This window comes from Enterobacter sp. BIDMC109, assembly GCF_001037885.1.
Taxonomy (GTDB): domain Bacteria; phylum Pseudomonadota; class Gammaproteobacteria; order Enterobacterales; family Enterobacteriaceae; genus Enterobacter; species Enterobacter hormaechei_C.
In genome coordinates, this window is the sequence record NZ_KQ090002.1 from 4,285,990 (window position 1) to 4,309,342 (window position 23,353).

Annotated in this window: 21 protein-coding genes and 1 pseudogene; 7 read left to right on the forward strand and 15 right to left on the reverse strand. The window is 54.6% G+C overall.

Going from position 1 to position 23,353, the window contains the following annotated elements; all coding sequences use genetic code 11:
• From rffA to trxA, 8 genes are all read right to left on the reverse strand, one after another.
• Complete coding sequence (gene rffA, locus SK62_RS20185) at nucleotides 1–1,131, reverse strand: dTDP-4-amino-4,6-dideoxygalactose transaminase (RefSeq protein ID WP_047718499.1); 1,131 nt, start codon at nucleotides 1,129–1,131, stop codon at nucleotides 1–3.
• Nucleotides 1,132–1,135: 4 nt separating this feature from the next.
• The gene (gene rffC / locus SK62_RS20190) at nucleotides 1,136–1,813 is read right to left on the reverse strand and encodes a dTDP-4-amino-4,6-dideoxy-D-galactose acyltransferase (RefSeq protein WP_032646798.1); all 678 of its coding nucleotides are present in this window, start codon (nucleotides 1,811–1,813) and stop codon (nucleotides 1,136–1,138) included.
• On the reverse strand, nucleotides 1,810–3,072 hold the full coding sequence (gene wecC / locus SK62_RS20195; protein ID WP_039269338.1) for a UDP-N-acetyl-D-mannosamine dehydrogenase: 1,263 nt from the start codon (nucleotides 3,070–3,072) through the stop codon (nucleotides 1,810–1,812). Before wecC ends, rffC begins: the two co-directional genes overlap by 4 nt.
• Complete coding sequence (gene wecB / locus SK62_RS20200) at nucleotides 3,069–4,199, reverse strand: non-hydrolyzing UDP-N-acetylglucosamine 2-epimerase (protein ID WP_047718496.1); 1,131 nt, start codon at nucleotides 4,197–4,199, stop codon at nucleotides 3,069–3,071. Before wecB ends, wecC begins: the two co-directional genes overlap by 4 nt.
• Nucleotides 4,200–4,255: 56 nt before the next feature.
• On the reverse strand, nucleotides 4,256–5,302 hold the full coding sequence (gene wzzE, locus SK62_RS20205) for an ECA polysaccharide chain length modulation protein (protein ID WP_017693953.1): 1,047 nt from the start codon (nucleotides 5,300–5,302) through the stop codon (nucleotides 4,256–4,258).
• A gap of 13 nt (nucleotides 5,303–5,315) precedes the next feature.
• Nucleotides 5,316–6,419 carry a UDP-N-acetylglucosamine--undecaprenyl-phosphate N-acetylglucosaminephosphotransferase gene (gene wecA / locus SK62_RS20210; RefSeq protein ID WP_023295723.1) on the reverse strand — a complete coding sequence of 368 codons (1,104 nt, stop codon included), beginning with the start codon at nucleotides 6,417–6,419 and terminating at the stop codon, nucleotides 5,316–5,318.
• Between the two features lie 240 nt (nucleotides 6,420–6,659).
• The gene (gene rho / locus SK62_RS20215) at nucleotides 6,660–7,919 is read right to left on the reverse strand and encodes a transcription termination factor Rho (RefSeq protein ID WP_001054528.1); all 1,260 of its coding nucleotides are present in this window, start codon (nucleotides 7,917–7,919) and stop codon (nucleotides 6,660–6,662) included.
• Nucleotides 7,920–8,260: 341 nt separating this feature from the next.
• Nucleotides 8,261–8,590, reverse strand: coding sequence for a thioredoxin TrxA (trxA, locus tag SK62_RS20220; protein WP_006812392.1), 330 nt, complete (start codon nucleotides 8,588–8,590; stop codon nucleotides 8,261–8,263).
• Nucleotides 8,591–8,734: 144 nt separating this feature from the next.
• Here trxA and rhlB point away from each other — a divergent pair, with 144 nt between their 5' ends.
• Complete coding sequence (rhlB, locus tag SK62_RS20225; protein ID WP_006812393.1) at nucleotides 8,735–10,003, forward strand: ATP-dependent RNA helicase RhlB; 1,269 nt, start codon at nucleotides 8,735–8,737, stop codon at nucleotides 10,001–10,003.
• Between the two features lie 5 nt (nucleotides 10,004–10,008).
• The gene (gppA, locus tag SK62_RS20230) at nucleotides 10,009–11,493 is read left to right on the forward strand and encodes a guanosine-5'-triphosphate,3'-diphosphate diphosphatase (RefSeq protein ID WP_017383602.1); all 1,485 of its coding nucleotides are present in this window, start codon (nucleotides 10,009–10,011) and stop codon (nucleotides 11,491–11,493) included.
• 51 nt (nucleotides 11,494–11,544) lie between these two features.
• Here gppA and rep read toward each other — a convergent pair whose 3' ends face one another.
• Nucleotides 11,545–13,569 carry a DNA helicase Rep gene (gene rep, locus SK62_RS20235; protein ID WP_022646642.1) on the reverse strand — a complete coding sequence of 675 codons (2,025 nt, stop codon included), beginning with the start codon at nucleotides 13,567–13,569 and terminating at the stop codon, nucleotides 11,545–11,547.
• An 85-nt stretch (nucleotides 13,570–13,654) separates the two neighbouring features.
• On the opposite strand from rep, the gene ppiC reads away from it, so the two are divergent.
• Nucleotides 13,655–13,936 (forward strand): peptidylprolyl isomerase PpiC, encoded by a 282-nt coding sequence (ppiC, locus tag SK62_RS20240; RefSeq protein WP_006812396.1) that lies wholly within the window; start codon nucleotides 13,655–13,657, stop codon nucleotides 13,934–13,936.
• Nucleotides 13,937–13,990: 54 nt separating this feature from the next.
• Here the strand turns inward: ppiC and cysE are convergent, their stop codons facing one another.
• The 5 genes from cysE to SK62_RS20265 all read right to left on the reverse strand — a co-directional run bounded on the left by cysE (nucleotide 13,991) and on the right by SK62_RS20265 (nucleotide 17,100).
• Nucleotides 13,991–14,812, reverse strand: a complete 822-nt coding sequence (gene cysE, locus SK62_RS20245) for a serine O-acetyltransferase (RefSeq protein ID WP_022646641.1) — start codon at nucleotides 14,810–14,812, stop codon at nucleotides 13,991–13,993.
• Nucleotides 14,813–14,887: 75 nt separating this feature from the next.
• Nucleotides 14,888–15,907: an NAD(P)H-dependent glycerol-3-phosphate dehydrogenase gene (gpsA, locus tag SK62_RS20250; RefSeq protein WP_006812398.1), complete on the reverse strand. Its 1,020-nt coding sequence runs from the start codon at nucleotides 15,905–15,907 to the stop codon at nucleotides 14,888–14,890.
• A complete protein-coding gene (gene secB / locus SK62_RS20255; RefSeq protein ID WP_003860835.1) occupies nucleotides 15,907–16,374 on the reverse strand; it encodes a protein-export chaperone SecB in 468 nt (155 codons plus the stop codon). The genes gpsA and secB overlap by 1 nt, the downstream gene beginning before the upstream one ends.
• 31 nt (nucleotides 16,375–16,405) lie before the next feature.
• Nucleotides 16,406–16,657 carry a glutaredoxin 3 gene (gene grxC / locus SK62_RS20260; RefSeq protein WP_003860837.1) on the reverse strand — a complete coding sequence of 84 codons (252 nt, stop codon included), beginning with the start codon at nucleotides 16,655–16,657 and terminating at the stop codon, nucleotides 16,406–16,408.
• An 11-nt stretch (nucleotides 16,658–16,668) separates the two neighbouring features.
• Entirely contained in the window at nucleotides 16,669–17,100 is a 432-nt protein-coding gene (locus SK62_RS20265; protein ID WP_017383604.1) for a rhodanese-like domain-containing protein, read from the reverse strand.
• Between the two features lie 248 nt (nucleotides 17,101–17,348).
• On the opposite strand from SK62_RS20265, the gene gpmM reads away from it, so the two are divergent.
• From gpmM to SK62_RS20280, 3 genes and pseudogenes are all read left to right on the forward strand, one after another.
• Nucleotides 17,349–18,893: a 2,3-bisphosphoglycerate-independent phosphoglycerate mutase gene (gene gpmM, locus SK62_RS20270; protein ID WP_039269339.1), complete on the forward strand. Its 1,545-nt coding sequence runs from the start codon at nucleotides 17,349–17,351 to the stop codon at nucleotides 18,891–18,893.
• Nucleotides 18,894–18,926: 33 nt separating this feature from the next.
• Nucleotides 18,927–20,186, forward strand: coding sequence for a murein hydrolase activator EnvC (envC, locus tag SK62_RS20275; protein WP_026094345.1), 1,260 nt, complete (start codon nucleotides 18,927–18,929; stop codon nucleotides 20,184–20,186).
• A gap of 3 nt (nucleotides 20,187–20,189) precedes the next feature.
• Nucleotides 20,190–21,121: pseudogene (locus SK62_RS20280) on the forward strand (divergent polysaccharide deacetylase family protein).
• Nucleotides 21,122–21,132: 11 nt separating this feature from the next.
• Here the strand turns inward: SK62_RS20280 and SK62_RS20285 are convergent.
• Nucleotides 21,133–21,933, reverse strand: coding sequence for a glycosyltransferase family 2 protein (locus SK62_RS20285; RefSeq protein ID WP_045348426.1), 801 nt, complete (start codon nucleotides 21,931–21,933; stop codon nucleotides 21,133–21,135).
• A gap of 206 nt (nucleotides 21,934–22,139) precedes the next feature.
• Here SK62_RS20285 and SK62_RS20290 point away from each other — a divergent pair, with 206 nt between their 5' ends.
• Nucleotides 22,140–23,345 (forward strand): glycosyltransferase, encoded by a 1,206-nt coding sequence (locus SK62_RS20290; protein WP_017693957.1) that lies wholly within the window; start codon nucleotides 22,140–22,142, stop codon nucleotides 23,343–23,345.
• Nucleotides 23,346–23,353 lie beyond the last annotated feature (8 nt).

A 23,353-nucleotide genomic window follows, 5' to 3' on the forward strand; every position in this document is an offset into this window, starting at 1 on the left:
TCAGGCGAAATAACTCAGAAGCGAATTGATCACCGTACGCTGGTTCACCGGCGCGAGGTTGTAGAACAGGGGCAGGCGGAGCAGACGTTCGCTCTCTTTGGTGGTGTAGCGGTCTTCACCGGCAAACATCCCGAAGGCTTCGCCAGCCGGGCTGGAGTGCAGCGGAATATAGTGGAATACCGCCATAATTTCCGCCTCTTTCAGCCAGGCAATCAGCTTGCTGCGATCGTCGTTATCGCGCAGCTTGATGTAGAACATGTGAGCGTTGTGGATGCAGTCTGCCGGAATAGTCGGCAGTTCAATACGTCCGGCTTTTGCCAGCGGCTCCAGCGCGTCGTAGTAGGTTTGCCACAGGGAGAGGCGTTGCAGATTGATTCGCTCTGCCGCTTCCAGCTGCGCCCAGAGATACGCGGCCTGCAAATCCGCCATCAGGTAGCTTGAGCCGATATCGCGCCAGGTGTACTTATCCACCTGACCGCGGAAGAACTGGCTGCGGTTGGTCCCTTTTTCACGGATCACTTCCGCACGCTCCACCAGGGCACGATCGTTAATCAGCGTCGCGCCGCCTTCGCCGCCTGCGGTGTAGTTTTTGGTTTCGTGGAAGCTAAAGCAGCCGATATGACCAATGGTGCCCAGCGCGCGCCCTTTGTAGGTGGACATCACGCCCTGCGCGGCGTCTTCCACCACAAAAAGGTTGTGCTTTTTAGCGATGGCCATGATGGAGTCCATCTCACAGGCCACGCCTGCGTAATGCACCGGCACAATCGCCCGCGTTTTATCGGTGACCGCCGCTTCAATCAGCGTTTCGTCGATGTTCATAGTATCCGGACGGATATCCACAAACACAATTTTCGCCCCGCGCAGGACAAACGCGTTCGCCGTGGAGACGAAGGTGTAGCTCGGCATGATCACTTCATCGCCGGGCTGGATATCCAGCAACAGCGCCGCCATCTCAAGCGATGCGGTACAGGACGGCGTCAGCAGTACCTTGGCACTGTGAAAACGTTGCTCCATCCACTGCTGGCAGCGGCGGGTAAAACCGCCGTCGCCACAGAGCTTGCCGCTGCCCATAGCAGACTGCATGTAATCAAGTTCAGTGCCCACAACGGGAGGCGCGTTAAATGGAATCATCTTGTCACCTGTATAACCAGTAGGCGGTGGCGTCGATGCTGGCACCACTCGCAATATAACGTTTAAGCGCAGCGGTGTTGCCCATCTGGGTTGCGACCCGCAGCGTCGATACCTGTTGTTGCTCCGCCCAGTGCAGCGCCGCCTGCATGAGTTTCTCGCCCATGCCGCGCCCGGCTAACAAACCGATGCGCGCCTCGTGCTCGTTGAGCCTGCGAAGCGAAACAAAACCCTGAATCTGCCCCCCGGCAGTACGGAACACCAGACAGACGTGGTCAAACGTGCCTTTGACCGCATTCTCTATCCACTGGGCATAAAAGCGGCCGCTGTCATCGGGCGCATACCAGGGCGCCCGGAAACGGCTCTGAGCGAAGGCCAGCGCCGCCATCTTGCGCAGCGCGGGGATATCCTGCTCCGTTGCAATTTCCGCGCCCGGTGAGGCGTGGAGAGCCACGGTAACAGAGAGATCAACCTCACCCTCGACCAGCCGGAATCCGTGCTGCTGGAGGGCGTCCAGCAGATCGGCGCGGTCCGCCGGGATCTTAGCCTGTACGCGCTGCCAGGCGCTGAAGTCTGCTTCCTGCAACGCAGGGGCATTGTCGCGCAGACGCACTATCGCTGAGGGACGCGCAAAGAATGCGCTTTCCCACTCAAGGGACTCCAGCACGCCGTTGAGGATACTCAACGCCACACGCCTTTGGTATCAACAACATACTGCTGACGAACGGCATCGCCGGAAACCGCTTTGAACGCATTGTGATCCACCAGCAGCACCAGCACATCCGCCGTCGCCAGCGCGTCATCCAGGGCGGTAAGGGTGCAGTGACCGGCAAGTTTTGCCGGCAGCGCATGAATATTCGGCTCAACCACCAGCGTTTCACCGCTGTGCCAGGCAGCGATCATTTCGGCAATTTCCATCGCCGGGCTTTCGCGCAGATCGTCAATATTCGGTTTGAATGCCAGACCAAAGCAGGCAATTTTCAGCTCACTGGCGCGTTTGCCGCTGTCGGCCAGGCAATCCGCGACCGTGGCTTTGACCTGGTTGATAACCCAGTGCGGTTTGTGGTCGTTTACTTCGCGCGCGGTGCGAATCAGGCGTGCCTGTTCCGGGTTCTGCGCCACGATAAACCACGGATCGACCGCGATGCAGTGCCCACCCACGCCCGGCCCCGGCTGAAGGATGTTCACGCGGGGGTGACGGTTGGCAAGACGAATAAGTTCCCAGACGTTAATCCCCTGATCGGCGCAAATCAACGACAGTTCATTCGCAAACGCGATGTTAACGTCGCGGAAGCTATTTTCGGTCAGTTTGCACATCTCGGCGGTGCGGGAGTTGGTCACCACACATTCGCCTTCAAGGAAAATTTTATACAGCTCGCTGGCGCGCGCGGAGCAGACTGGCGTCATGCCGCCAATCACGCGGTCGTTTTTAATCAGTTCCACCATCACCTGGCCTGGCAGTACGCGCTCAGGGCAGTAGGCGATATTGATATCGGCCTGGTCGCCCGCCTGCTGCGGGAAGCTGAGATCGGGGCGCGCCTCGGCCAGCCACTGTGCCATCTGCTCGGTTGCCCCAACAGGTGAAGTGGACTCAAGGATAACCAGCGCCCCTTTCTTCAGCACAGGCGCAATGGATTTTGCCGCCGCCTCGACGTAAACCATGTCAGGCTCATGATCGCCTTTAAAGGGCGTTGGAACTGCAATCAGGTACGCATCGGCTTCTACCGGCGTGGTGCTGGCGCGCAGGAAGCCACCGTCCACCGCCTTTTTCACCACGCGATCGAGATCGGGCTCCACGATATGAATTTCGCCACGGTTGATGGTTTCCACCGCGTGCGCGTTGATATCTACGCCAACGACCTGCTTTTGACGAGAGGCAAAGGCCGCCGCAGTAGGCAGCCCGATATAGCCAAGACCAACAACAGAGATGGTAGTAAAACTCATAGCGTTACCCGATTGTGTATAAGTGCGTGCAAAATACGACCACAAGCCTGCCCGTCACCGTACGGATTGTGGGCCCGGCTCATCGCCTGATACTCTTCATCGTCATGCAGTAAGCGCGTGACCTCTTCGACAATACGACGCGGATCCGTTCCCACCAGACGCACGGTGCCGGCAGTAACCGCTTCCGGACGTTCGGTGGTTTCACGCATCACCAGTACCGGCTTACCGAGTGAAGGCGCCTCTTCCTGAATGCCGCCTGAATCGGTCAGGATCAGCCAGGCGTGGTTCATCAGCCAGACAAATGGCAGATAGTCCTGCGGCTCGATCAGGAGCACGTTTTCCACGTGGCCGAGGATACGGTTGACCGGTTCGCTGACGTTCGGGTTGAGGTGCACCGGATAGACAATCTGCACATCCTCGTTCTGCGCGGCGATTTCAGCCAGCGCGTGGCAGATTTGCTCAAAGCCACGGCCAAAACTTTCGCGGCGGTGGCCCGTCACCAGAATCGTTTTCTTGCCGTTGTTCAGGAACGGATAACGCGCAGCAAGTTCTGCCTGAAGCTCGCTGTTAGCCAGCACGCGGTCACGCACCCAAATCAGCGCATCAATGACCGTATTGCCGGTGACGAAGATCTTGCTGTCGCTGATATTTTCGCGCAGCAGGTTTTGGCGTGAGTTCTCGGTTGGCGCAAAATGGTACATCGCCAGGTGACCGGTGAGCGTACGGTTGGCCTCTTCCGGCCACGGGGAATAGAGATTGCCGGTACGCAGACCCGCTTCAATATGACCAACGGGGATACGCTGATAGAACGCGGCCAGGCTGGTCGCCACGGTGGTGGTGGTGTCGCCGTGCACCAGCACCACATCCGGCTTGAACGACTCCAGAATAGGCTTTAATTCTTGCAGAATACGGCAGGTGATTTCCGTCAGTCCCTGTCCCGGTTTCATTATATTGAGATCGTAATCCGGGACGATAGAAAAGAGGGTTAAGACCTGATCGAGCATCTCACGGTGCTGGGCAGTCACGCACACTTTCGCTTCGATATCAGGATCTCTGGCCAGCGCATGAACCAGAGGCGCCATCTTGATGGCCTCCGGCCTGGTGCCAAATACGGTTAGTACTTTCACATCGATTCTCTTCGATTAGACGATGAAGGCCGCAGCCTTCATCGTAGACGGCGTTCTTAGTTTGTGCGGCGACGCAATAACGCTACGCCAGCGCCAGTCAGTGCGCCCACAATCCCCCACATGATCATCAGGAATGCGCGACGCGGACTATCGCGTTTTACAGGCTCTTCAGGTGTTCTTAAATAACGATAGGTCTGAAAACGCGGGTCGAGCGTTGGACCGACGTTGAGCGTATTGAGCATCGCGCGGTTTTGGTCGTAATCAAGGTCAAAATCAGGGCCAACGGCCTGGATATTTTCCAGACGCGCCTGAAGCATTGGGCGACCAAGAAGGAACATTTCTGAATCCGGGAGTTCGTCAGCCGGAACATCCGTTTCGCTACGGGAAATATTGTGCTGTTCCGCAATCTTCAGCGCCTGCTCAATATTATGTACGCGACGGGCGAAGATAGCCTTAGCGACCTCTTCCTGACGTTTGACCTGCGCTTTCATCTGAATAGTACGCGCAGCCCAGGCGCCTTTCAGCTCGTCATTCAGATGACTGGCCGCGCGCTGGCTGGCAAAAGCAACGTACTGACGCAACAGGTTATTGGCGTCCGGCGCCGTTTCCGCAATCAGCTTCACGCTGTCGCTAACGTTACGGAGTACATCGCCAGGCATAAACTGAATGTTATTAATCAGGTCATCCAGCAGCGCGGCATCCGCTTTGCTGTTACCGACCATACGCTGCTTGTAGTAGTCCGTCTGGGACCAGAAATCGCGACGTGTATCCCACGACGCCAGCTGCATCACAAACTCTTTGTAGGATTCATCCATCACCGAGGCCTGATCCGGGGTCGCCAGATTGGCCTTGATATCAAGATTACGCAGGAATTGCTGCTGGGAGTAGTAGCCTCCAAGCATATTCACCGTTGGTCGGTCTGTGATCGCCGTGGCGCTCCACTCTTGTTTTGCAAAGAAGGTGTAGGCAAGCGCTAACAGCGCGAACCCCAGGGCAATCCCCACAATCCACAGTTTGCCCTGCCATAACACGCGAAACAAACCACGAATATCCAGCTCGTTCTCAGTGCCCACTGATTTCGCTCCCGCCAACGGTTGAGTCATCATAGTCCCGGTTTTACTTAGTTAATGTTGTGTTTTTGCCACTGTTCCGACGCATCCTGCGTTTTAAACGTTTAATAAAACGCGCGACTTTCCATGCACGCTTGATGCAGTAACCGTACATGAAAAATGCTAGCAAGAATAATACCAACATTACCCATTCAGGAATGAAATGTGCGTATTCCGCGGCTACGCCAATCGCAGCCAGAATAGCAGCCGCAAGCGTAATCAGCACAAATGCCTGACGAGACGTGAAGCCAGCGCGCATAATCAGGTGATGAATATGTTGCCTATCGGCAGAAAACGGGCTCATCCCTTTACGCAGACGGCGGTACATAATAGCGACCATGTCCATCAGCGGGATGGCGATAATCCAGAGAGCCGTTACCGGGCTGATAGGGTGAGTCTTACCCTGCGTAGTTTCCAACAAGATCCAGATAATAGTGAAACCAATCAATGTGCTACCCGCGTCGCCCATAAAGACTTTATAGCGACGGCCCAGCGCCCCAAGATTTAACAGGATGTAGGGTAGAATGGCCGCAATCATGGCGAAACACCACATTGCCAGGCTGTATTGACTATCAAACCATAGGATAATGCCAATAGCAGCAAATGAGACACAAGATAATCCGCCCAATAAACCATCTATCCCATCGACCATATTAAAGGCATTGATTGAAACCCATACGGCAAAGAGTGTGAGGAAGTAACCAAATGGTCCGAGCACCATCTCCCAGGAACCAAAAATGTAACCAAGGCTGCTCAAGTGAAGTTTTGCTGCCACCATCATGGCAATACCAACAGCAGCCTGTACGAGAGCTCGAATTTTTACACTGATATCGTAACGATCATCCAGTGCCCCCACAATAACCAGAACCGCCGCGCAGCTGAGGTATAACCTTGCATGAGGGATATAGTAATCAGCGATAGCAAAAGTGAAACAGACACCTGCAAAAACGGAGATACCACCCACCAAGGGGATCATACCCTGATGCCGTTTACGAAAATTGGGTTTATCCACTAACCCCAGATACTTTGCCACCTTGCGCGCGAAAAAAAGAAAGCAAGTAGTAAACAAAAAAATACTGGTTAGTTCAGCAAACGTATCGAATAGGTTCACAATGGATGTTCTCAACATATGTTAGTCAAAGAAGTATAACCATGATGGCATCAAGCCAGAAGGCATAAAGCATACCTCTTGCGACCCATTTGTTTATTATTCAAGCTATTAATATTTTTACTGTGCGAATTATCTCATTCTCGCACCGACCGGTCAAAATTGGGAGTGTGTGGTAATAGCGTATAGTCCATAAATAAAAAACGCCACGTAAAAACGTGGCGTTTACTGGGATTATTTGCGTTACGAGCGTTTCATCATGTCGAAGAAATCGTCGTTCGTTTTGGTCATCGCCAGTTTGTTAATGAGGAATTCCATTGCGTCGATTTCGCCCATTGGATGGATGATTTTGCGCAGGATCCACATTTTCTGAAGCTCTTCCTGAGTGGTAAGCAGCTCTTCTTTACGGGTACCGGAACGGTTATAGTCGATCGCCGGGAAGACGCGTTTTTCTGCGATTTTACGAGAAAGGTGCAGTTCCATGTTGCCTGTACCTTTAAACTCTTCGTAGATAACTTCGTCCATTTTGGAGCCGGTATCGATCAGCGCCGTCGCGATAATGGTCAGGCTACCGCCCTCTTCCACGTTACGCGCCGCACCGAAGAAACGCTTCGGACGATGCAGGGCGTTGGCATCCACACCACCGGTCAGTACTTTACCGGAAGCTGGCACCACGGTGTTGTAGGCACGCGCCAGACGGGTGATGGAGTCGAGCAGGATGATCACGTCTTTCTTGTGCTCAACCAGGCGTTTCGCCTTCTCGATAACCATTTCCGCAACCTGAACGTGGCGAGAAGCAGGCTCGTCGAAGGTAGACGCAACCACTTCCCCTTTCACCAGACGCTGCATCTCGGTCACTTCTTCCGGACGTTCGTCAATCAGCAGCACCATCAGCACACAGTCTGGATGGTTGTAAGCAATGCTCTGCGCGATGTTTTGCAGCAGCATGGTTTTACCGGCTTTTGGCGGCGCCACAATCAGACCACGCTGGCCACGACCAATTGGCGATGCCAGATCCAGCACACGCGCAGTTAAGTCTTCAGTAGACCCGTTACCACGCTCCATGCGCAGACGAGAGTTAGCGTGCAGCGGCGTTAAGTTCTCGAACAGGATCTTATTGCGGGAGTTTTCCGGTTTGTCGTAGTTAACTTCGTTAACCTTCAACAGCGCAAAGTAGCGTTCACCCTCTTTTGGAGGACGAATCTTACCTGAAATGGTGTCACCAGTGCGGAGGTTGAAACGGCGGATTTGGCTAGGGGATACGTAGATGTCGTCAGGGCCGGCGAGGTAGGAGCTGTCTGCGGAGCGGAGGAAACCAAATCCGTCTTGCAGTATCTCCAGCACACCGTCGCCAAAGATATCTTCGCCACTCTTAGCGTGCTGCTTCAGGATGGCGAAAATGATGTCCTGCTTGCGCATACGAGCCTGGTTTTCCAGTCCCATATTTTCGCCGAGAGTGATCAGCTCAGAAACCGGCGTATTCTTTAATTCGGTAAGATTCATAATGGTGTGGGTTCTTAAACTCGGGGTGATTCTCGAACTTAATGTTGTGAATGGTATGGCAGGGTCATCCATGCCTGTTTAGCGGCCATCACCTCATGTCTGTTCGCTGTCTGGTCACAGGGAAAGAACGCAGAACTGAAACGACAAGACGGATTGAGTGACAAGCCCGGAATCTAGCAACTTCACGCACTGTTTAAGTTAACAACGGGAAGTATCGGGTAAAACAAGATTCAAACAACAAGATATGTTTAAAACGTAGTCATAGCTAACTTAGCACGACTAAAGCCGGGCGTCCAGATCTCGCCGTTAATTAGGCGCTCTGGACGCTCAGCTGAGAAACCTTACGCCAGGTTAGCGTCCAGGAACTCTTTCAGTTGACCTTTGGACAGTGCGCCCACTTTGGTCGCCGCCACGTCACCGTTCTTGAACAGCAGCAGGGTCGGGATGCCACGGATACCGTATTTTGGCGCGGTGCCCGGGTTCTGGTCGATGTTCAGCTTGGCAACGGTCAGTTTGCCCTGATATTCGTCAGCGATTTCATCCAGAATCGGAGCGATCATTTTGCAAGGACCACACCATTCAGCCCAGAAATCAACGAGGATCAGCCCGTCAGCTTTAAGTACGTCCGTGTCAAAACTGTCGTCAGTCAGGTGAATAATTTTATCGCTCATATATAACTCCACAGGAATAAGCCTGGTACGTTGGTTTTGTCTCCACCAACGACGTGTTGATGTCGCATTAACCAACTAAAGGTTGACTTTATTTCACCGGATACGCTTTCGTAAAGCAATAGTAAGCTGATATTCTACCACACTATGAGCAAAACACATTTAACAGAACAGAAGTTTTCCGACTTCGCCCTGCACCCAAAGGTTATCGAAGCCCTTGAAACTAAAGGGTTTCATAACTGCACGCCCATTCAGGCTCTCGCCCTGCCGCTGACGCTGGCCGGTCGCGACGTTGCAGGGCAGGCGCAAACCGGTACTGGCAAAACGATGGCGTTTTTAACGTCAACGTTTCATTATTTACTTTCTCACCCGGCGATTGCAGACCGCAAAGTTAACCAGCCGCGCGCGCTAATTATGGCCCCGACGCGAGAACTGGCGGTACAGATCCACGCAGACGCTGAGCCCCTGGCGCAAGCCACCGGCCTGAAACTTGGCCTGGCCTATGGCGGCGACGGCTACGATAAACAGCTGAAAGTGCTGGAAAGCGGCGTCGATATCCTGATTGGGACCACCGGCCGTCTTATCGACTACGCCAAACAGAACCATATCAACCTCGGCGCAATCCAGGTCGTGGTGCTGGATGAAGCAGACCGCATGTACGATCTGGGCTTCATTAAAGACATCCGCTGGCTGTTCCGCCGTATGCCTGCGGCAAACCAGCGTCTGAACATGCTGTTCTCCGCTACCCTGTCATACCGCGTACGTGAACTCGCATTCGAGCAGATGAACAATGCGGAATATGTGGAAGTAGAACCGGAGCAGAAAACCGGGCACCGCATTAAAGAAGAGCTCTTCTATCCTTCTAATGAAGAGAAAATGCGCCTGCTGCAAACCCTGATCGAAGAAGAGTGGCCGGATCGCGCGATTATCTTCGCGAACACCAAACACCGCTGTGAAGATATCTGGGGTCACCTGGCGGCAGATGGGCACCGTGTGGGCCTGCTGACCGGCGACGTGGCGCAGAAAAAACGCCTGCGCATTCTCGACGAATTTACTCGTGGCGACCTTGATATTCTGGTCGCGACCGACGTGGCGGCCCGTGGCCTGCACATTCCAGCCGTGACGCACGTCTTTAACTATGACCTGCCAGATGACTGTGAAGACTATGTACACCGTATCGGACGTACCGGTCGTGCCGGCGCAAGCGGTCACTCCATCAGCCTTGCGTGTGAAGAGTATGCGCTGAATCTTCCGGCCATTGAGACCTACATCGGTCACTCTATTCCACAGAGCAAATACAATCCGGACGCGCTGTTGAGCGAGCTGCCGCCACCTAAGCGCCTTACCCGTCCACGCTCCGGCAATGGTCCGCGTCGTTCCGGCGGTGCACCGCGTAATCGTCGTCGTTCAGGTTAAAAAATATGCTCAGCTCCACCTCGCTTTATGCGGCAATTGATCTCGGTTCGAATAGTTTTCATATGCTGGTTGTGCGCGAGGTGGCGGGAAGCATACAAACGCTGACGCGCATTAAGCGCAAGGTCCGCCTCGCGGCGGGCCTGAGCAGCGATAATCACCTCTCCCCGGAAGCCATGGAACGTGGCTGGCAGTGTCTGCGTCTGTTTGCAGAACGTTTGCAGGATATCCCGCTCAGTCAAATTCGCGTTGTTGCCACGGCGACCCTTCGTCTGGCGGTTAACGCTGGCGATTTCATTGCCAGAGCACAGGAAATTCTGGGCTGCCCGGTGCAGGTCATCAGCGGTGAAGAAGAAGCGCGTCTGATTTATCAGGGTGTGGCGCATACGACCGGCGGCGACGATCGTCGTCTGGTGGTCGATATCGGTGGTGCCAGTACTGAACTGGTCACGGGCACAGGCGCGCAGGCGACGTCACTGTTCAGCCTGTCGATGGGCTGTGTGACCTGGCTGGAACGCTACTTTACCGATCGAAACCTTGCCAAAGAGAATTTTGACGAGGCGGAAAACGCGGCGCGTGCGGTCCTGCGCCCGGTCATGGACGAACTGCGCTATCACGGCTGGAAAGTGTGTGTCGGCGCGTCCGGAACCGTTCAGGCGTTGCAGGAAATCATGATGGCACAGGGAATGGACGAGCGGATCACGCTTGCCAAACTCCAGCAGCTTAAACAGCGCGCCATCCAGTGTGGTCGTCTGGAAGAGCTTGAAATAGAAGGGCTGACGCTCGAACGCGCGCTGGTTTTCCCCAGTGGGCTCGCCATTCTGATCGCCATTTTTACTGAACTCAATATCCAGTGTATGACCCTGGCAGGCGGTGCGCTGCGCGAAGGTCTGGTCTACGGAATGCTGCACCAGTCGGTCGATCAGGACATCCGTAGCCGTACGCTGCGTAACGTTCAGCGCCGCTTTATTGTTGATATCGACCAGGCACACAGAGTGAGTCAACTGGCGTCACTGTTTGCCGATCAGGTGAAAAAAAGCTGGGATATTGAACCGTTAAGCCGCGATCTGCTGCTAAGCGCCTGTGCGCTACATGAAATTGGTCTCAGCGTGGAGTACAAGCAGGCACCGCTGCACGCGGCCTGGCTGGTGCGTAATCTCGATTTACCGGGCTATACGCCCGCCCAGAAGAAGCTGCTGGCCACCCTGCTGCTAAATCAGACTAACGCCGTCGATCTCTCTTCCCTTCACCAGCAGAACGCTGTACCGCCGCGCGTGGCGGAGCATCTGTGTCGTCTGCTTCGCCTGGCGATCCTGTTTGCCAGTCGGCGTCGTGATGATTTGCTGCCAGCCATTACGCTGGCGGCAGACGATGAGAAACTGACGCTGACGCTACCGGAAAACTGGCTTGAGGATCATCCGCTTGGGGCGGAACTGATTGAGCAGGAGTACCAGTGGCAGAGCTATGTGCACTGGGCGCTTGATGTGAAGTGACCCTTTGAAGCGTGCCGGGTGGCGGCTTCGCCTTGCCCGGCCTGCAAATAGTTATCCCTTCTCTTTGGCTTTTGCCAGCATCGCGCGAATATTTGCCACGTTTGCCTGCCCTTTGTGCATACGCTCTTCAGCGGTAATGGCTTTACGCTCCTGCTCCCAGATAAGATCGTCCTGAGGCAACTCCAGCAGAAAACGGCTCGGCTCCGGGCGCACCAGCTCACCATACTGGCGGCGCTCTTTGCACAGCGTAAACGTCAGCTCTTTCTGCGCACGTGTGATCCCCACGTAGGCCAGACGGCGCTCTTCGTCGACGTTATCTTCATCAATGCTGCTCTGGTGCGGCAATAAGCCCTCTTCCATCCCCACCAGATAGACATAGGGGAACTCCAGCCCTTTCGAGGCATGTAACGTCATCAGCTGAACCTGATCGGCCTCTTCTTCGCTTTCGCCGCGCTCCATCATATCGCGCAGCGTGAAGCGGGTGACCACCTGCGTCAGGGTCATGGGCTCGTCAATCTCAGATCCTTCAAGCATTTCGGTCATCCAGCTGAAGAGCTGGTTAACGTTTTTCATCCGCATCTCGGCTGCTTTCGGGCTGGCAGAGGTTTCATACAACCAGGATTCGTAATCAATACCGTGGATCAGATCGCGTACTGCCGCCACAGGCTCGCGCTCTGCCAGACGCTGCACCTCACCCAGCCAGTGGGTAAAGCGGGTTAAGGCGTCATAGCCGCGCCCGGTCAGGGTCTGGCTCAGCCCCATATCGAAGCTGGCGGTGAACAGGCTTTTGTTGCGGGTCATCGCCCATTCACCCAGTTTTTGCAGCGTCGCAGAGCCAATCTCGCGTTTCGGCGTATTCACGATGCGCAGGAAAGCGCTGTCGTCATCCGGGTTGGTCAGCACGCGCAAATAGGCCAGCAGATCCTTGATTTCCGGACGCGAAAAGAACGACGTACCGCCGGAGATTTTGTAGGGAATGCGGTTCTGCATCAGCATCTTTTCAAAGACGCGCGACTGGTGGTTTCCGCGATAGAGGATCGCGTAATCCTTGTATTCAGTTTTGTTGACGAAGTGATGGGCAATCAGCTCGCCCGTTACGCGCTCCGCTTCGTGCTCTTCGTTGTTGGCGCTGAGCACTTTCAGCTCGGTACCGTAACCCAGTTCGGAGAACAGGCGCTTCTCAAAGACGTGCGGGTTATTGGCAATCAGGATGTTCGCCGCCTTCAGGATACGCCCGGAAGAACGGTAGTTCTGCTCCAGTTTAATCACCTGCAACGCCGGGAAGTCTTTGCTCAGTAGCACCAGGTTTTGCGGACGCGCGCCACGCCATGAGTAAATCGACTGATCGTCATCGCCTACGACGGTAAAGCGTGCACGCTGCCCTACCAGCAGCTTCACCAGCTCGTACTGGCTGGTGTTGGTATCCTGGTATTCATCCACCAGCAGGTAACGAATTTTGTTCTGCCAGCGCTCGCGTACCTCTTCATTCCGCTGAAGCAGCAGCGTCGGCAGCAGGATCAGATCGTCGAAATCCAGGACGTTGCAGGCTTTCATATGCGCGTCGTACAGTCCGTAGCAGTGGGCAAAGATGCGGTCGCGCTCGCCTTTGGCGCTTGCCGCTGCCTGGGCCGGCGTCATCAGATCGTTTTTCCAGTTCGAGATCGTCGAGATCAGCTGTTGCAACAGCACTTTGTCATCTTCGATCAGCCCTTCCGTCAGCTCTTTAAGCAGCGCCACCTGGTCGGTGTCATCGAAGAGAGAAAAGTTGGACTTCATGCCCAGCGCCGCGTATTCGCGCTTGATAATATCCAGACCCAGCGTGTGGAAGGTGGAGATCATCAGCCCGCGCGCCTCTTTACGGCCCAGCGTCTGGCCGACGCGCTCTTTCATCTCACGCGCCGCTTTGTTGGTAAAGGTGACCGCCGCGATATGGCGCGCCTGGTATCCACAACCCCGAATTAAGTGGGCGATTTTGTTGGTGATCACGCGTGTTTTACCGGATCCCGCTCCCGCCAGCACCAGGCAGGGTCCGGTGACGAATTCGACAGCTTGTTGTTGTCCGGGGTTTAAACGCATAAATGGTCACTCAATGAAAGTCGGGAGAGGAGGAAAAACGCGTGGTAGTATACCGATCGTAAACTAGTCGACTCAAGGCACGATCATGGCAAAAACAGCAGCAGCACTGCATATCCTTGTTAAAGAAGAGAAACTGGCACAGGATCTGCTCGAACAGATTAAAAACGGCGCCGACTTCGGCAAACTGGCGAAGAAACACTCGATTTGCCCGTCAGGCAAACGCGGTGGTGACTTAGGCGAGTTCCGCCAGGGCCAGATGGTCCCGGCGTTTGATAAAGTGGTCTTCTCCTGCCCGGTGCTGGAGCCAACTGGCCCACTGCACACACAATTCGGCTATCACATTATCAAAGTGTTATACCGCAACTAATCAAAAGCCCGGTGCATTGACTCACCGGGCTTTTTTATTTAGGTGTTCCGGCGTTCAGATACCGTCGCCGTATTCGAAGGTGTGATGAATACCGTTGAAGTGCTGATCCATATCCATTGACGGCTTATCGCTGTCTGGCTTACCGACGATGCGCGCCGGGACGCCAGCGGCGGTGGTGTGCGGCGGTACAGGCTGGAGCACAACCGACCCCGCGCCAATCTTCGCGCCGCGTCCGACTTCAATATTGCCGAGGATTTTAGCGCCCGCGCCAATCATCACCCCTTCACGGATTTTCGGATGGCGATCGCCGCTGGTTTTACCGGTACCGCCCAGCGTAACGGATTGCAGGATCGACACGTCATCTTCGATCACCGCCGTTTCACCAACAACAATGCCGGTGGCGTGATCGAGCATAATCCCGCGGCCAATTTTCGCCGCTGGGTGAATATCGACCTGGAAGGTCACGGACACCTGGTTTTGCAGGAAGATGGCCAGCGCGCGGCGTCCCTCATTCCATAACCAGTGGCCGATGCGGTACGCCTGTAAGGCGTGGAAGCCTTTGAGATACAGCAGCGGCGTGGAGTATTTATCCACCGCCGGGTCTCGCGTGCGCACAGCCTGGATGTCGCAGGCGGCAGAAGCAATCATCTCCGGATCTGCGGCGTAGGCCTCTTCCACCACCTCGCGAATCGCAATAGCAGGCATGATAGGGGAAGCCAGTTTATTGGCGAGCATATAGCTCAGGGCGCTGCCGAGATTTTCGTGCTTAAGTAGCGTCGCGTGATAGAAACTGGCCAGCATGGGCTCACAGTCGGCCAACGCTCGGGCTTCGGCTTTAATATTATTCCAGACGATATCCAGTTCTTCACACGGCATTGCTTGCTCCAGACGATAGTTAATGACCAGCCAGTTCTGCGCTGGCTGGGTCATTCAGGTGACGATACTTCCCGGCTAATTGCTGCTGCGCTCGTCCTTGCGCGCACGACCTAATAAGGTCAATGCTGCCTCGCGCGCATTTTTTCCGCAATACAATACCTGATAAATTTCCTCGGTTATTGGCATTTCAACACCGAAACGGTGCGCCAGTTCGCGAACTTCTTTGGTATTGCGATAGCCTTCAACCACCTGACCAATCTTCTCCTGCGCGCTTTTTACATCGCTGCCCTGTCCGAGCATCATGCCAAAGCGGCGGTTACGGGACTGGTTATCGGTGCAGGTCAGCACCAGGTCGCCCAGCCCTGCCATTCCCATAAAGGTGGCCGGATCGGCACCTAGCGCTTCGCCCAGGCGGGACATTTCGGTCAGGCCACGGGTGATCAGCGCAGTACGCGCATTCGCGCCGAAACCGATGCCGTCAGACATCCCGGCCCCGATGGCAATGACGTTCTTCACCGCGCCGCCCAGCTGCACGCCGATAAAATCGGGGTTGCTGTACACGCGGAAGCTTTTGCCGCAGTGCAGCAGTTGCTGAAGATCGTCGGAAAATGCCTGGTCGGTGGACGCCAGCGAAATCGCCGTCGGCAAGCCCGCAGCCAGCTCTTTGGCAAACGTCGGCCCGGAGATCACCGCCAGCGGGATCGCTGTTCCCAGCGCTTCGCGGGCAACGTCCTGCAACAGACGTCCGGTTTCCGCTTCCAGCCCCTTCGTCGCCCACACAATACGCGCATCCGCACGCATCAGCGGCTTAATCTGACGCAGGACTTCGCCAAACACATGGCTTGGCACCACAATCAAAATATTGCGGCTGGCCGCCAGCGCGGTCGCGAGGTCGCTTTCCAGATACAGGGAGTCAGGGAACGGAACGTCCGGGAGAAACGCCACGTTGCAGCGGTCGTGTTGCAACGTCGCGATATGTTTTGGATCGTGGCCCCACAGGACCACGTCGTGACCATTTCTTGCCAGCGTGATGGCAAGAGCGGTGCCGTAAGAGCCGGCACCGATCACAGTCATTGACGCATTAACAGTGCTCATCAGGCATCCTGATGTTGTTCGGCACCTTCGCCAGCCTGCTGCTGTAGATAGTTCATGAACAGCGCATCAAAGTTTACTGGCGCAAGGTTCAGTTGCGGGAATGTACCGCGAGAAACCAGGCTGGTGATGCATTCACGGGCATACGGGAACAGGATGTTCGGGCAGTATGCACCCAGGCAATGCGCCATCTGGTTGCCTTCGATGCCGCCGATGGAGAAGATACCGCCCTGCTGAACTTCGCACAGGAATGCGGTTTCTTCGCCCAGAGAGGCGGTCACGGTGACACGCAGTACGACTTCATACACATCATCCGCCAGCTGGGTGGATGCGGTATCCAGATCAAGTTTAACCTCTGGCTGCCAGTCTTTCTGGAAAACGTGCGGCGCATTTGGCGCTTCGAAAGAGACATCCTTGGTGTAGATGCGCTGGATCTGGAAAGTCATCTCGGTGTTGTTTTGTTCTGACATGGAAAAACCCTTTTTAATTGTCCTAAAGTCTCTAGCTCAGCAGCGGATCGAGTCCGCCACGAGCGTCGAGCGCATACAAGTCATCACAGCCGCCAATGTGCTGCGCATCAATAAAAATCTGTGGAACCGTTGTGCGACCACTGCGTTGGATCATCTCTTCGCGTTTAATCGCGTCACCATCGATCGGCAGTTCCTTGAACGTTACGCCTTTGCTGGACAGCAGCGCTTTCGCTCGGTGGCAGAACGGGCACGTTGCTTTGGTGTAGATCTCAATATTGGCCATCACTTAACTCCTTATTTACCGCGCACTAAAGGAAGATTCTCCCCGCTCCAGCCGGAGATGCCTTCTTTTAGCACCGTTACGTTTTCAAAGCCTGCTTTATGCAGTGCGCTGGCAGATTCCTGCGCCTGCATGCCAGTGCCGTCAACAACAATAATCGGCTGGGCTTTATGCTTCTCCAGCTCACCAATGTTGTTCGCTTTAATTTCCGCGGGCAGCAGGTTGATAGCACCTGCGATGTGGCCCTTGCGGAAATCGTCGCGCTGACGCAGATCGACAACCACGGCGTCCTCTTTGTTGATCAGACGTGTCGCTTCACCGCGGGTGATCACCTTAATTTTAGACGTCAGTCCCTTAAATGTGGTGAACAGTACAGCGACCAGCAGGCCAATCCACGCGATGCTCAGAACCGGGTGGCGGCTAACGAATTGCATAATTTCTTGCATGGGGGGTAACAACTCCCGACTAAGTGATTAAAAAAACCAGGACAGGAGTATACCTGTGCGCTGTGGCAAATACAGCCAGCGACATAAAGCTAATCTATTTTCTGCGGCATGCCACGTAAAAAAAGCCTCAAAATGGCCTGAGAACAGCATTGCCCCCGCGCTTTCTTTGATCTTCTGCGGCTATTTTATCGATTCAGCTATAGTAAAATTACGCAAATTTTTTGTCTCTTGAGCATGAGGTTGTCGCAATGTCGGTTTCTAAAAAACCTATGGTACTGGTGATTCTGGATGGCTATGGCTACCGCGAAGATCAACAGGATAACGCCATTTTCAACGCCAAAACCCCGGTGATGGATGCGCTATGGGCAAAACGTCCCCACACCCTGATTGATGCGTCTGGCCTGGAAGTGGGTCTGCCGGATCGTCAGATGGGCAACTCAGAAGTGGGTCACGTTAACCTGGGTGCGGGCCGTATCGTTTATCAGGACCTGACGCGCCTGGACGTTGAAATCAAAGAACGTACATTCTTTGCCAACCCAACGCTCACCAGAGCGGTTGATAAAGCCGTTGCCGCAGGCAAGGCTGTTCACATTATGGGTCTGCTCTCTGCGGGCGGCGTTCACAGCCACGAAGATCACATCATGGCGATGGTAGAACTGGCCGCTGAGCGCGGTGCGGAAAAAATCTATCTGCACGCTTTCCTGGATGGTCGCGATACGCCGCCACGCAGCGCAAAAGGTTCTCTTGAAGCGTTTGAAGATAAATTTGCCGCACTGGGCAAAGGCCGCGTGGCGTCCATCATTGGCCGTTACTATGCCATGGACCGCGACAACCGCTGGGACCGCGTTGAGCAAGCCTATGATCTGCTGACCCTGGCAAAAGGCGAGTTCCAGTTCCCGACCGCCGTTGAAGGCCTGGAAGCGGCTTACGCGCGTGATGAAAACGACGAATTTGTGAAGGCAACCGTGATCCGCGCTGAAGGCCAGGCCGATGCCGCCATGGAAGATGGCGATGCGCTGATCTTCATGAACTTCCGTGCTGACCGCGCGCGCGAAATCACCCGCGCCTTCGTCAACAGCGATTTCGACGGTTTCGCCCGTAAGAAAGTGGCGAAGATCGATTTCATCCAGTTGACCGAGTATGCAGCGGATATCAAAGCCCCATGCGCGTATCCACCCGCTTCCCTGGAAAATACCTTCGGCGAGTGGATGGCGAAAAACGACAAAACGCAGCTGCGCATCTCCGAAACGGAGAAGTATGCGCACGTGACCTTCTTCTTTAACGGCGGCGTAGAAGAGCCGTTTAAAGGCGAAGACCGCATCCTGATTAACTCGCCGAAAGTCGCCACTTACGATCTCCAGCCAGAAATGAGCTCTGCGGAGCTGACCGAAAAACTGGTGGCCGCGATCGAAAGCGGTAAATACGACACCATCATCTGTAACTATCCGAATGGCGACATGGTGGGCCACACCGGCGTGATGGAAGCAGCCGTTAAAGCTGTTGAAGCGCTGGACCACTGCGTTGAGCAGGTCGCAAAAGCGGTTGAATCCGTGGGCGGCCAGCTGCTGATCACCGCTGACCACGGTAACGCAGAACAGATGCGTGATCCGGCAACCGGTCAGGCGCATACCGCCCATACCAACCTGCCTGTTCCACTGATTTATGTAGGTGATAAATCAGTGAAAGCTGTGGAAGGCGGCAAGCTTTCCGACATCGCGCCAACCATGTTGTCGCTGATGGGTATGGAAATCCCTGAAGAGATGACTGGCAAGCCGCTGTTCATCGTGGAATAATCGCTCCCCATGAGGGGAAAGGCGATTTTTTCAATCACATGGGTCGTGAAGCCGCTTCGGTTATCAGTCAGACCTCTGCTTTGCGCCAGCGCACTCAGCGCTGGCGTATTGCTGTGCGCCGCATCCGCCCACGCGGATGACCGCGATCAGCTTAAATCCATTCAGGCCGATATCGCCGCCAAAGAGCGTGCGGTACGTCAGCAGCAACAGCAGCGCGCCACCCTGCTCGCCCAGCTTAAAAAGCAGGAAGAGGCCATTTCCGCCGCCGCGCGTAAGCTGCGTGAAACACAAAACACCCTTGCCCAGCTCAATAAGCAAATCGATGAAATGAACGCGTCGATTGCGAAACTGGAGCGTCAGCGCGATGCCCAGGAGCGGAACCTTGCTGCACAGCTTGATGCTGCTTTCCGTCAGGGTGAGCACACAGGCCTTCAGCTGATCCTCAGCGGTGAAGAGAGCCAGCGTGGTCAGCGTTTACAGGCCTATTTCGGCTATCTAAACCAGGCGCGTCAGGAGACCATTGCGCAGCTGAAACAGACGCGCGAAGAAGTCACCACGCAAAAAGCCGAGCTGGAAGAGAAGCAGAGCCAGCAGCAAACGCTGCTCTACGATCAGCAGGCGCAGCAGGAGAAGCTTGAGCAGGCGCGCAATGAGCGTAAGAAGACGCTCGCCGGGCTGGAGTCCTCTATCCAGGCAGGACAAAGCCAGCTGAGCGAAATGCGCGCCAACGAATCCAGACTGCGTAACAGCATTGCCCGGGCAGAAGCCGCGGCCAAAGCGCGCGCCGAAAAAGAAGCGCGTGAAGCTCAGGCGGTGCGTAATAAGCAGCAGGAAGCCTCCCGGAAAGGCACCACCTACAAACCGACTGAAAATGAACGTTCCCTGATGTCGCGTACCGGCGGCCTCGGCTCCCCGCGTGGTCAGGCTTACTGGCCCGTTCGCGGTACGATCCTGCATCGCTATGGCGAACAGTTGCAGGGTGAGCTACGTTGGAAGGGGATCGTTATCGGTGCGTCTGAAGGTAGCGAAGTGAAAGCCATCGCCGATGGCCGCGTGATCCTGGCCGACTGGCTACAGGGTTATGGGCTCGTGGTGGTGGTTGAACACGGTAAAGGCGATATGAGTCTTTACGGCTACAACCAGAGCGCGCTGGTCAGCGTTGGCACTCAGGTGCGCGCGGGTCAACCCATTGCCCTTGTGGGCAGCAGTGGCGGTCAGGGCCGCCCGTCACTCTATTTCGAAATTCGTCGTCAGGGTCAGGCGGTCAATCCACAGCCGTGGTTGGGAAGATAGGTTTTGCTTCAATTTCGTCGAATTGTTGTTTCCGTAGTCAGCGCACTGGCGCTGGCTGCACCGGTTTATGCAGGCAAACTCGCGATTGTGATTGATGACTTCGGTTATCGACCACACTATGAAAATCAGGTGCTGGCGATGCCGCCAGCCATCTCTGTCGCCGTCCTGCCTAATGCGCCTCACGCGCATGAAATGGCGACCAAAGCGCACAATGGCGGCCATCAGGTCCTCATCCATCTGCCGATGGCCCCCTCAGCAAGCAGCCGTTGGAAAAAGATACCCTGCGCCCGGACATGAGCAGCGACGAGATCGATCGCATCATCCGCGATGCGTACAATAAAGTGCCGTATGCCGTGGGTCTGAATAACCATATGGGCAGCGCGATGACCTCCAGCCTGTACGGTATGCTGAAAGTGATGCAGGCGCTGGAGCGTTACAATCTCTATTTCCTCGACAGCATGACCATCGGCAACAGCCAGGCGATGCGTGCCGCTCAGGGGACGGGTGTAAAAGTCATCAAGCGCAAAGTATTCCTGGACGACTCCCAGAACGAAGCGGATATCCGCGTGCAGTTCAACCGCGCGGTACAGCTGGCGCGCCGTAACGGTTCGGCGATTGCCATTGGGCATCCGCATCCGTCTACCGTTCGCGTTTTGCAGCAAATGTTGTCGGGCTTACCCGCCGATATTACGCTGGTGCGTCCGAGCGATCTGCTCAATGAACCTCAGGTGGATACTTCTCGTCCGGGTAGCGCGCAACCACCCGCAACGCAGCCGCGTAATCCATTCCGCGGCGTGAAGAACTGCACGCTGAAACAGCCGCCTGAACCGGTCTATGCAACCCGCTTCTTCTCGGTGATTGGCGAAAGCATCAGCAGCAGTACGCTGGTTAAATACGTCCAGCAACAGTGGCAGGGTTGGGGAAAAAAAGCCTGATCGGCTAACGCCTATTCTGCCAGATAAGAGTCCGACTGCTCTTTTGCAACGGACTCTCTCTTTTCCCGATCCTGATACCAGGCCTTGAAATACTTCAAAAAACTGTACGCCGTGGCATAAAACCCTGTCACCACACCTACTTTGCCCTGACGCCAGGCACCGCTAAACAGATACCATTTGAAAAATGCGCCGATAGCGCTGATCGCGCCGCGACCAAGAGAGGGACGTATCGTCTGATATTGAACCAGGCGAGTGGTATATCCGTTTAATTTATTAAAAAGTTCATGCAGCGAATGAAACGTATCATGTCTGACATAACCTGGAATACGTTCAGAACGGAGAAAACCTTCAACCTGATCGTCTACTGGCCGGTTATTAAATCGCGACTGCGTACGGTTAAAAAGACGCACCGGATAATCCGGTGATGAGACGGGATAAATCGTTCGGACATTTTCTCCCAAAACAAACCAGTGACGACATATCCGCCACGCCATATCCAGTTCGGGTTCATCGCCCATTTTTAATTCTAAAATAGCATCAACGGTTTCTTGATCGAGTATTTCGTCACTGTCCATGCACAGCACCCAGTCGTTATGCGCATGGGATACGGCATGGTTCATCTGCTCGCCGTGCCAGCTATATTTTTTGAATATGGGCGACAATCCATAACTCTGGCAAATATATATCGTCGAGTCTGTACTTCCGGAATCCACTATAACGAATTCATCTGCTATTTTTAAAAGAGGAGGAATAACATCGTGCAACGTTCTTTCGGAGTTAAACGTTAATAAGCAGACCGTTATTTTAAACATATTTTCACTCTCTCAATAACAACATAAAATTTTTGCACTCATACTATCGAATTGAGAAGAGGCGATTAAAGTCTTAAATCGCACTTTTAAAATAAGCGCGTTTAAAACCTTTCCTTATAAAAAGACAAAGAAATACAAAAAATCTATTTTATTTCAGTAAATTCTTTATAATGCGGTCAGATGAAGGGTAGCATACGGATTCAGACATGCCGCAAAAACGTAAAATCCTCCTCCTGGACACAGGCAAAGAATGGGGGGGAGGTACCAACAGTATGCTTGAGCTTCTGAAGCGAATCAACCGCGACAAATTCGACATTACCTGTTGTTTTTACAGTGATTATAGTCGTGCTGAAGGTCAAACGATTGGCCAGGTGCTCAATAGCATTGGGATCCCGCTACTCGTTATCCCTCAACGTAAGCAACCGGCATGGGCAAAACTACTGAAAGAAGCGGGACGTGGTCTGCTGTTTTTCTCGCGTTCAGCGCGCAAAGCATTTACGCGGCATATCGATACCCTGTGGCGCATTCGCCCCAACGTCAGCAAGATCGAGACCATTTTCAGGGAAGGTGGATTCGATACGCTGTATATGAACAACCAGCCAGGCTCTAACGAAGAAGGGTATCTGGCGGGCGCAAACCTGCATGCGCGGATAATCCAGCACTGCCGGATTGAACCGGTGCTGACCCCGCCGCTGGTGAAGCTGGTCAATGCCCATGCCACAAAAATCATCGCCGTCTCGCACGGCGTTGAACGCGTGTTGCTTCAGCATGGCGTCCGGCCAGCGCTGTGTACCACGGTCAACAATGCTATCGACATCCACCAGCCTTTGCCCGACCGACGCGCGATGCGCCAGCGCCTGAACATTGATGACGACACGTTTGTGTTCGGCAGCATTGGCTCGCTAATCCCTCGCAAAGCCAACCACCATACGCTGGAGGCGCTGGCACAGTTCAGCCAGAGGCACCCGCAGGCAAAATGGAAGATGGTGCTGGTCGGTGAAGGGGCGGAGCGCGGCGCACTGGCGGCACAGGCTGACGCGCTGGGTATTGCTGAGCACGTCATTTTTACCGGTTTCCAGAACACGCCTTTTGACTATCTCGCCACCTTTGACGCATTTATTCTGGCTTCGAAGAGCGAAGGCCTGCCGCGCGTCGTGCTGGAGGCAATGCTGCTGAATATTCCCGTGATTGGTTCAAAGGTGACCGGCACGGCAGAATTGATCGATCATGAGTCGACCGGCCTGCTGTTTCCCTGGAGCGACGTGTCGCAACTTGCTCAACATCTGGATAATATCTGGCAGGATCCTGCTCTGCGCGCCCGGCTCGCCGCTGCCGCACACCAGAATGTCTGCAACATGTATGCCATTGAAAGCTATGTTAACGGTGTCGAGGCCGTTCTTGGCGCGCAATAACCAAACGA

What these genes read in the sequence shown, in the direction of transcription:
- rffA (WP_047718499.1), bottom strand. Translation starts at nt 1,131, where the DNA reads ATGATTCCATTTAACGCGCCTCCCGTTGTGGGCACTGAACTTGATTAC.
- secB (WP_003860835.1), bottom strand. Translation starts at nt 16,374, where the DNA reads ATGTCAGAACAAAACAACACCGAGATGACTTTCCAGATCCAGCGCATC.
- gpmM (WP_039269339.1), top strand. Translation starts at nt 17,349, where the DNA reads ATGTCGGTTTCTAAAAAACCTATGGTACTGGTGATTCTGGATGGCTAT.
- rho (WP_001054528.1), bottom strand. Translation starts at nt 7,919, where the DNA reads ATGAATCTTACCGAATTAAAGAATACGCCGGTTTCTGAGCTGATCACT.
- cysE (WP_022646641.1), bottom strand. Translation starts at nt 14,812, where the DNA reads ATGCCGTGTGAAGAACTGGATATCGTCTGGAATAATATTAAAGCCGAA.
- wzzE (WP_017693953.1), bottom strand. Translation starts at nt 5,302, where the DNA reads ATGACTCAACCGTTGGCGGGAGCGAAATCAGTGGGCACTGAGAACGAG.
- gpsA (WP_006812398.1), bottom strand. Translation starts at nt 15,907, where the DNA reads ATGAGCACTGTTAATGCGTCAATGACTGTGATCGGTGCCGGCTCTTAC.
- wecC (WP_039269338.1), bottom strand. Translation starts at nt 3,072, where the DNA reads ATGAGTTTTACTACCATCTCTGTTGTTGGTCTTGGCTATATCGGGCTG.
- SK62_RS20290 (WP_017693957.1), top strand. Translation starts at nt 22,140, where the DNA reads ATGCCGCAAAAACGTAAAATCCTCCTCCTGGACACAGGCAAAGAATGG.
- rhlB (WP_006812393.1), top strand. Translation starts at nt 8,735, where the DNA reads ATGAGCAAAACACATTTAACAGAACAGAAGTTTTCCGACTTCGCCCTG.
- SK62_RS20285 (WP_045348426.1), bottom strand. Translation starts at nt 21,933, where the DNA reads ATGTTTAAAATAACGGTCTGCTTATTAACGTTTAACTCCGAAAGAACG.
- gppA (WP_017383602.1), top strand. Translation starts at nt 10,009, where the DNA reads ATGCTCAGCTCCACCTCGCTTTATGCGGCAATTGATCTCGGTTCGAAT.
- ppiC (WP_006812396.1), top strand. Translation starts at nt 13,655, where the DNA reads ATGGCAAAAACAGCAGCAGCACTGCATATCCTTGTTAAAGAAGAGAAA.
- trxA (WP_006812392.1), bottom strand. Translation starts at nt 8,590, where the DNA reads ATGAGCGATAAAATTATTCACCTGACTGACGACAGTTTTGACACGGAC.
- SK62_RS20265 (WP_017383604.1), bottom strand. Translation starts at nt 17,100, where the DNA reads ATGCAAGAAATTATGCAATTCGTTAGCCGCCACCCGGTTCTGAGCATC.
- grxC (WP_003860837.1), bottom strand. Translation starts at nt 16,657, where the DNA reads ATGGCCAATATTGAGATCTACACCAAAGCAACGTGCCCGTTCTGCCAC.
- rep (WP_022646642.1), bottom strand. Translation starts at nt 13,569, where the DNA reads ATGCGTTTAAACCCCGGACAACAACAAGCTGTCGAATTCGTCACCGGA.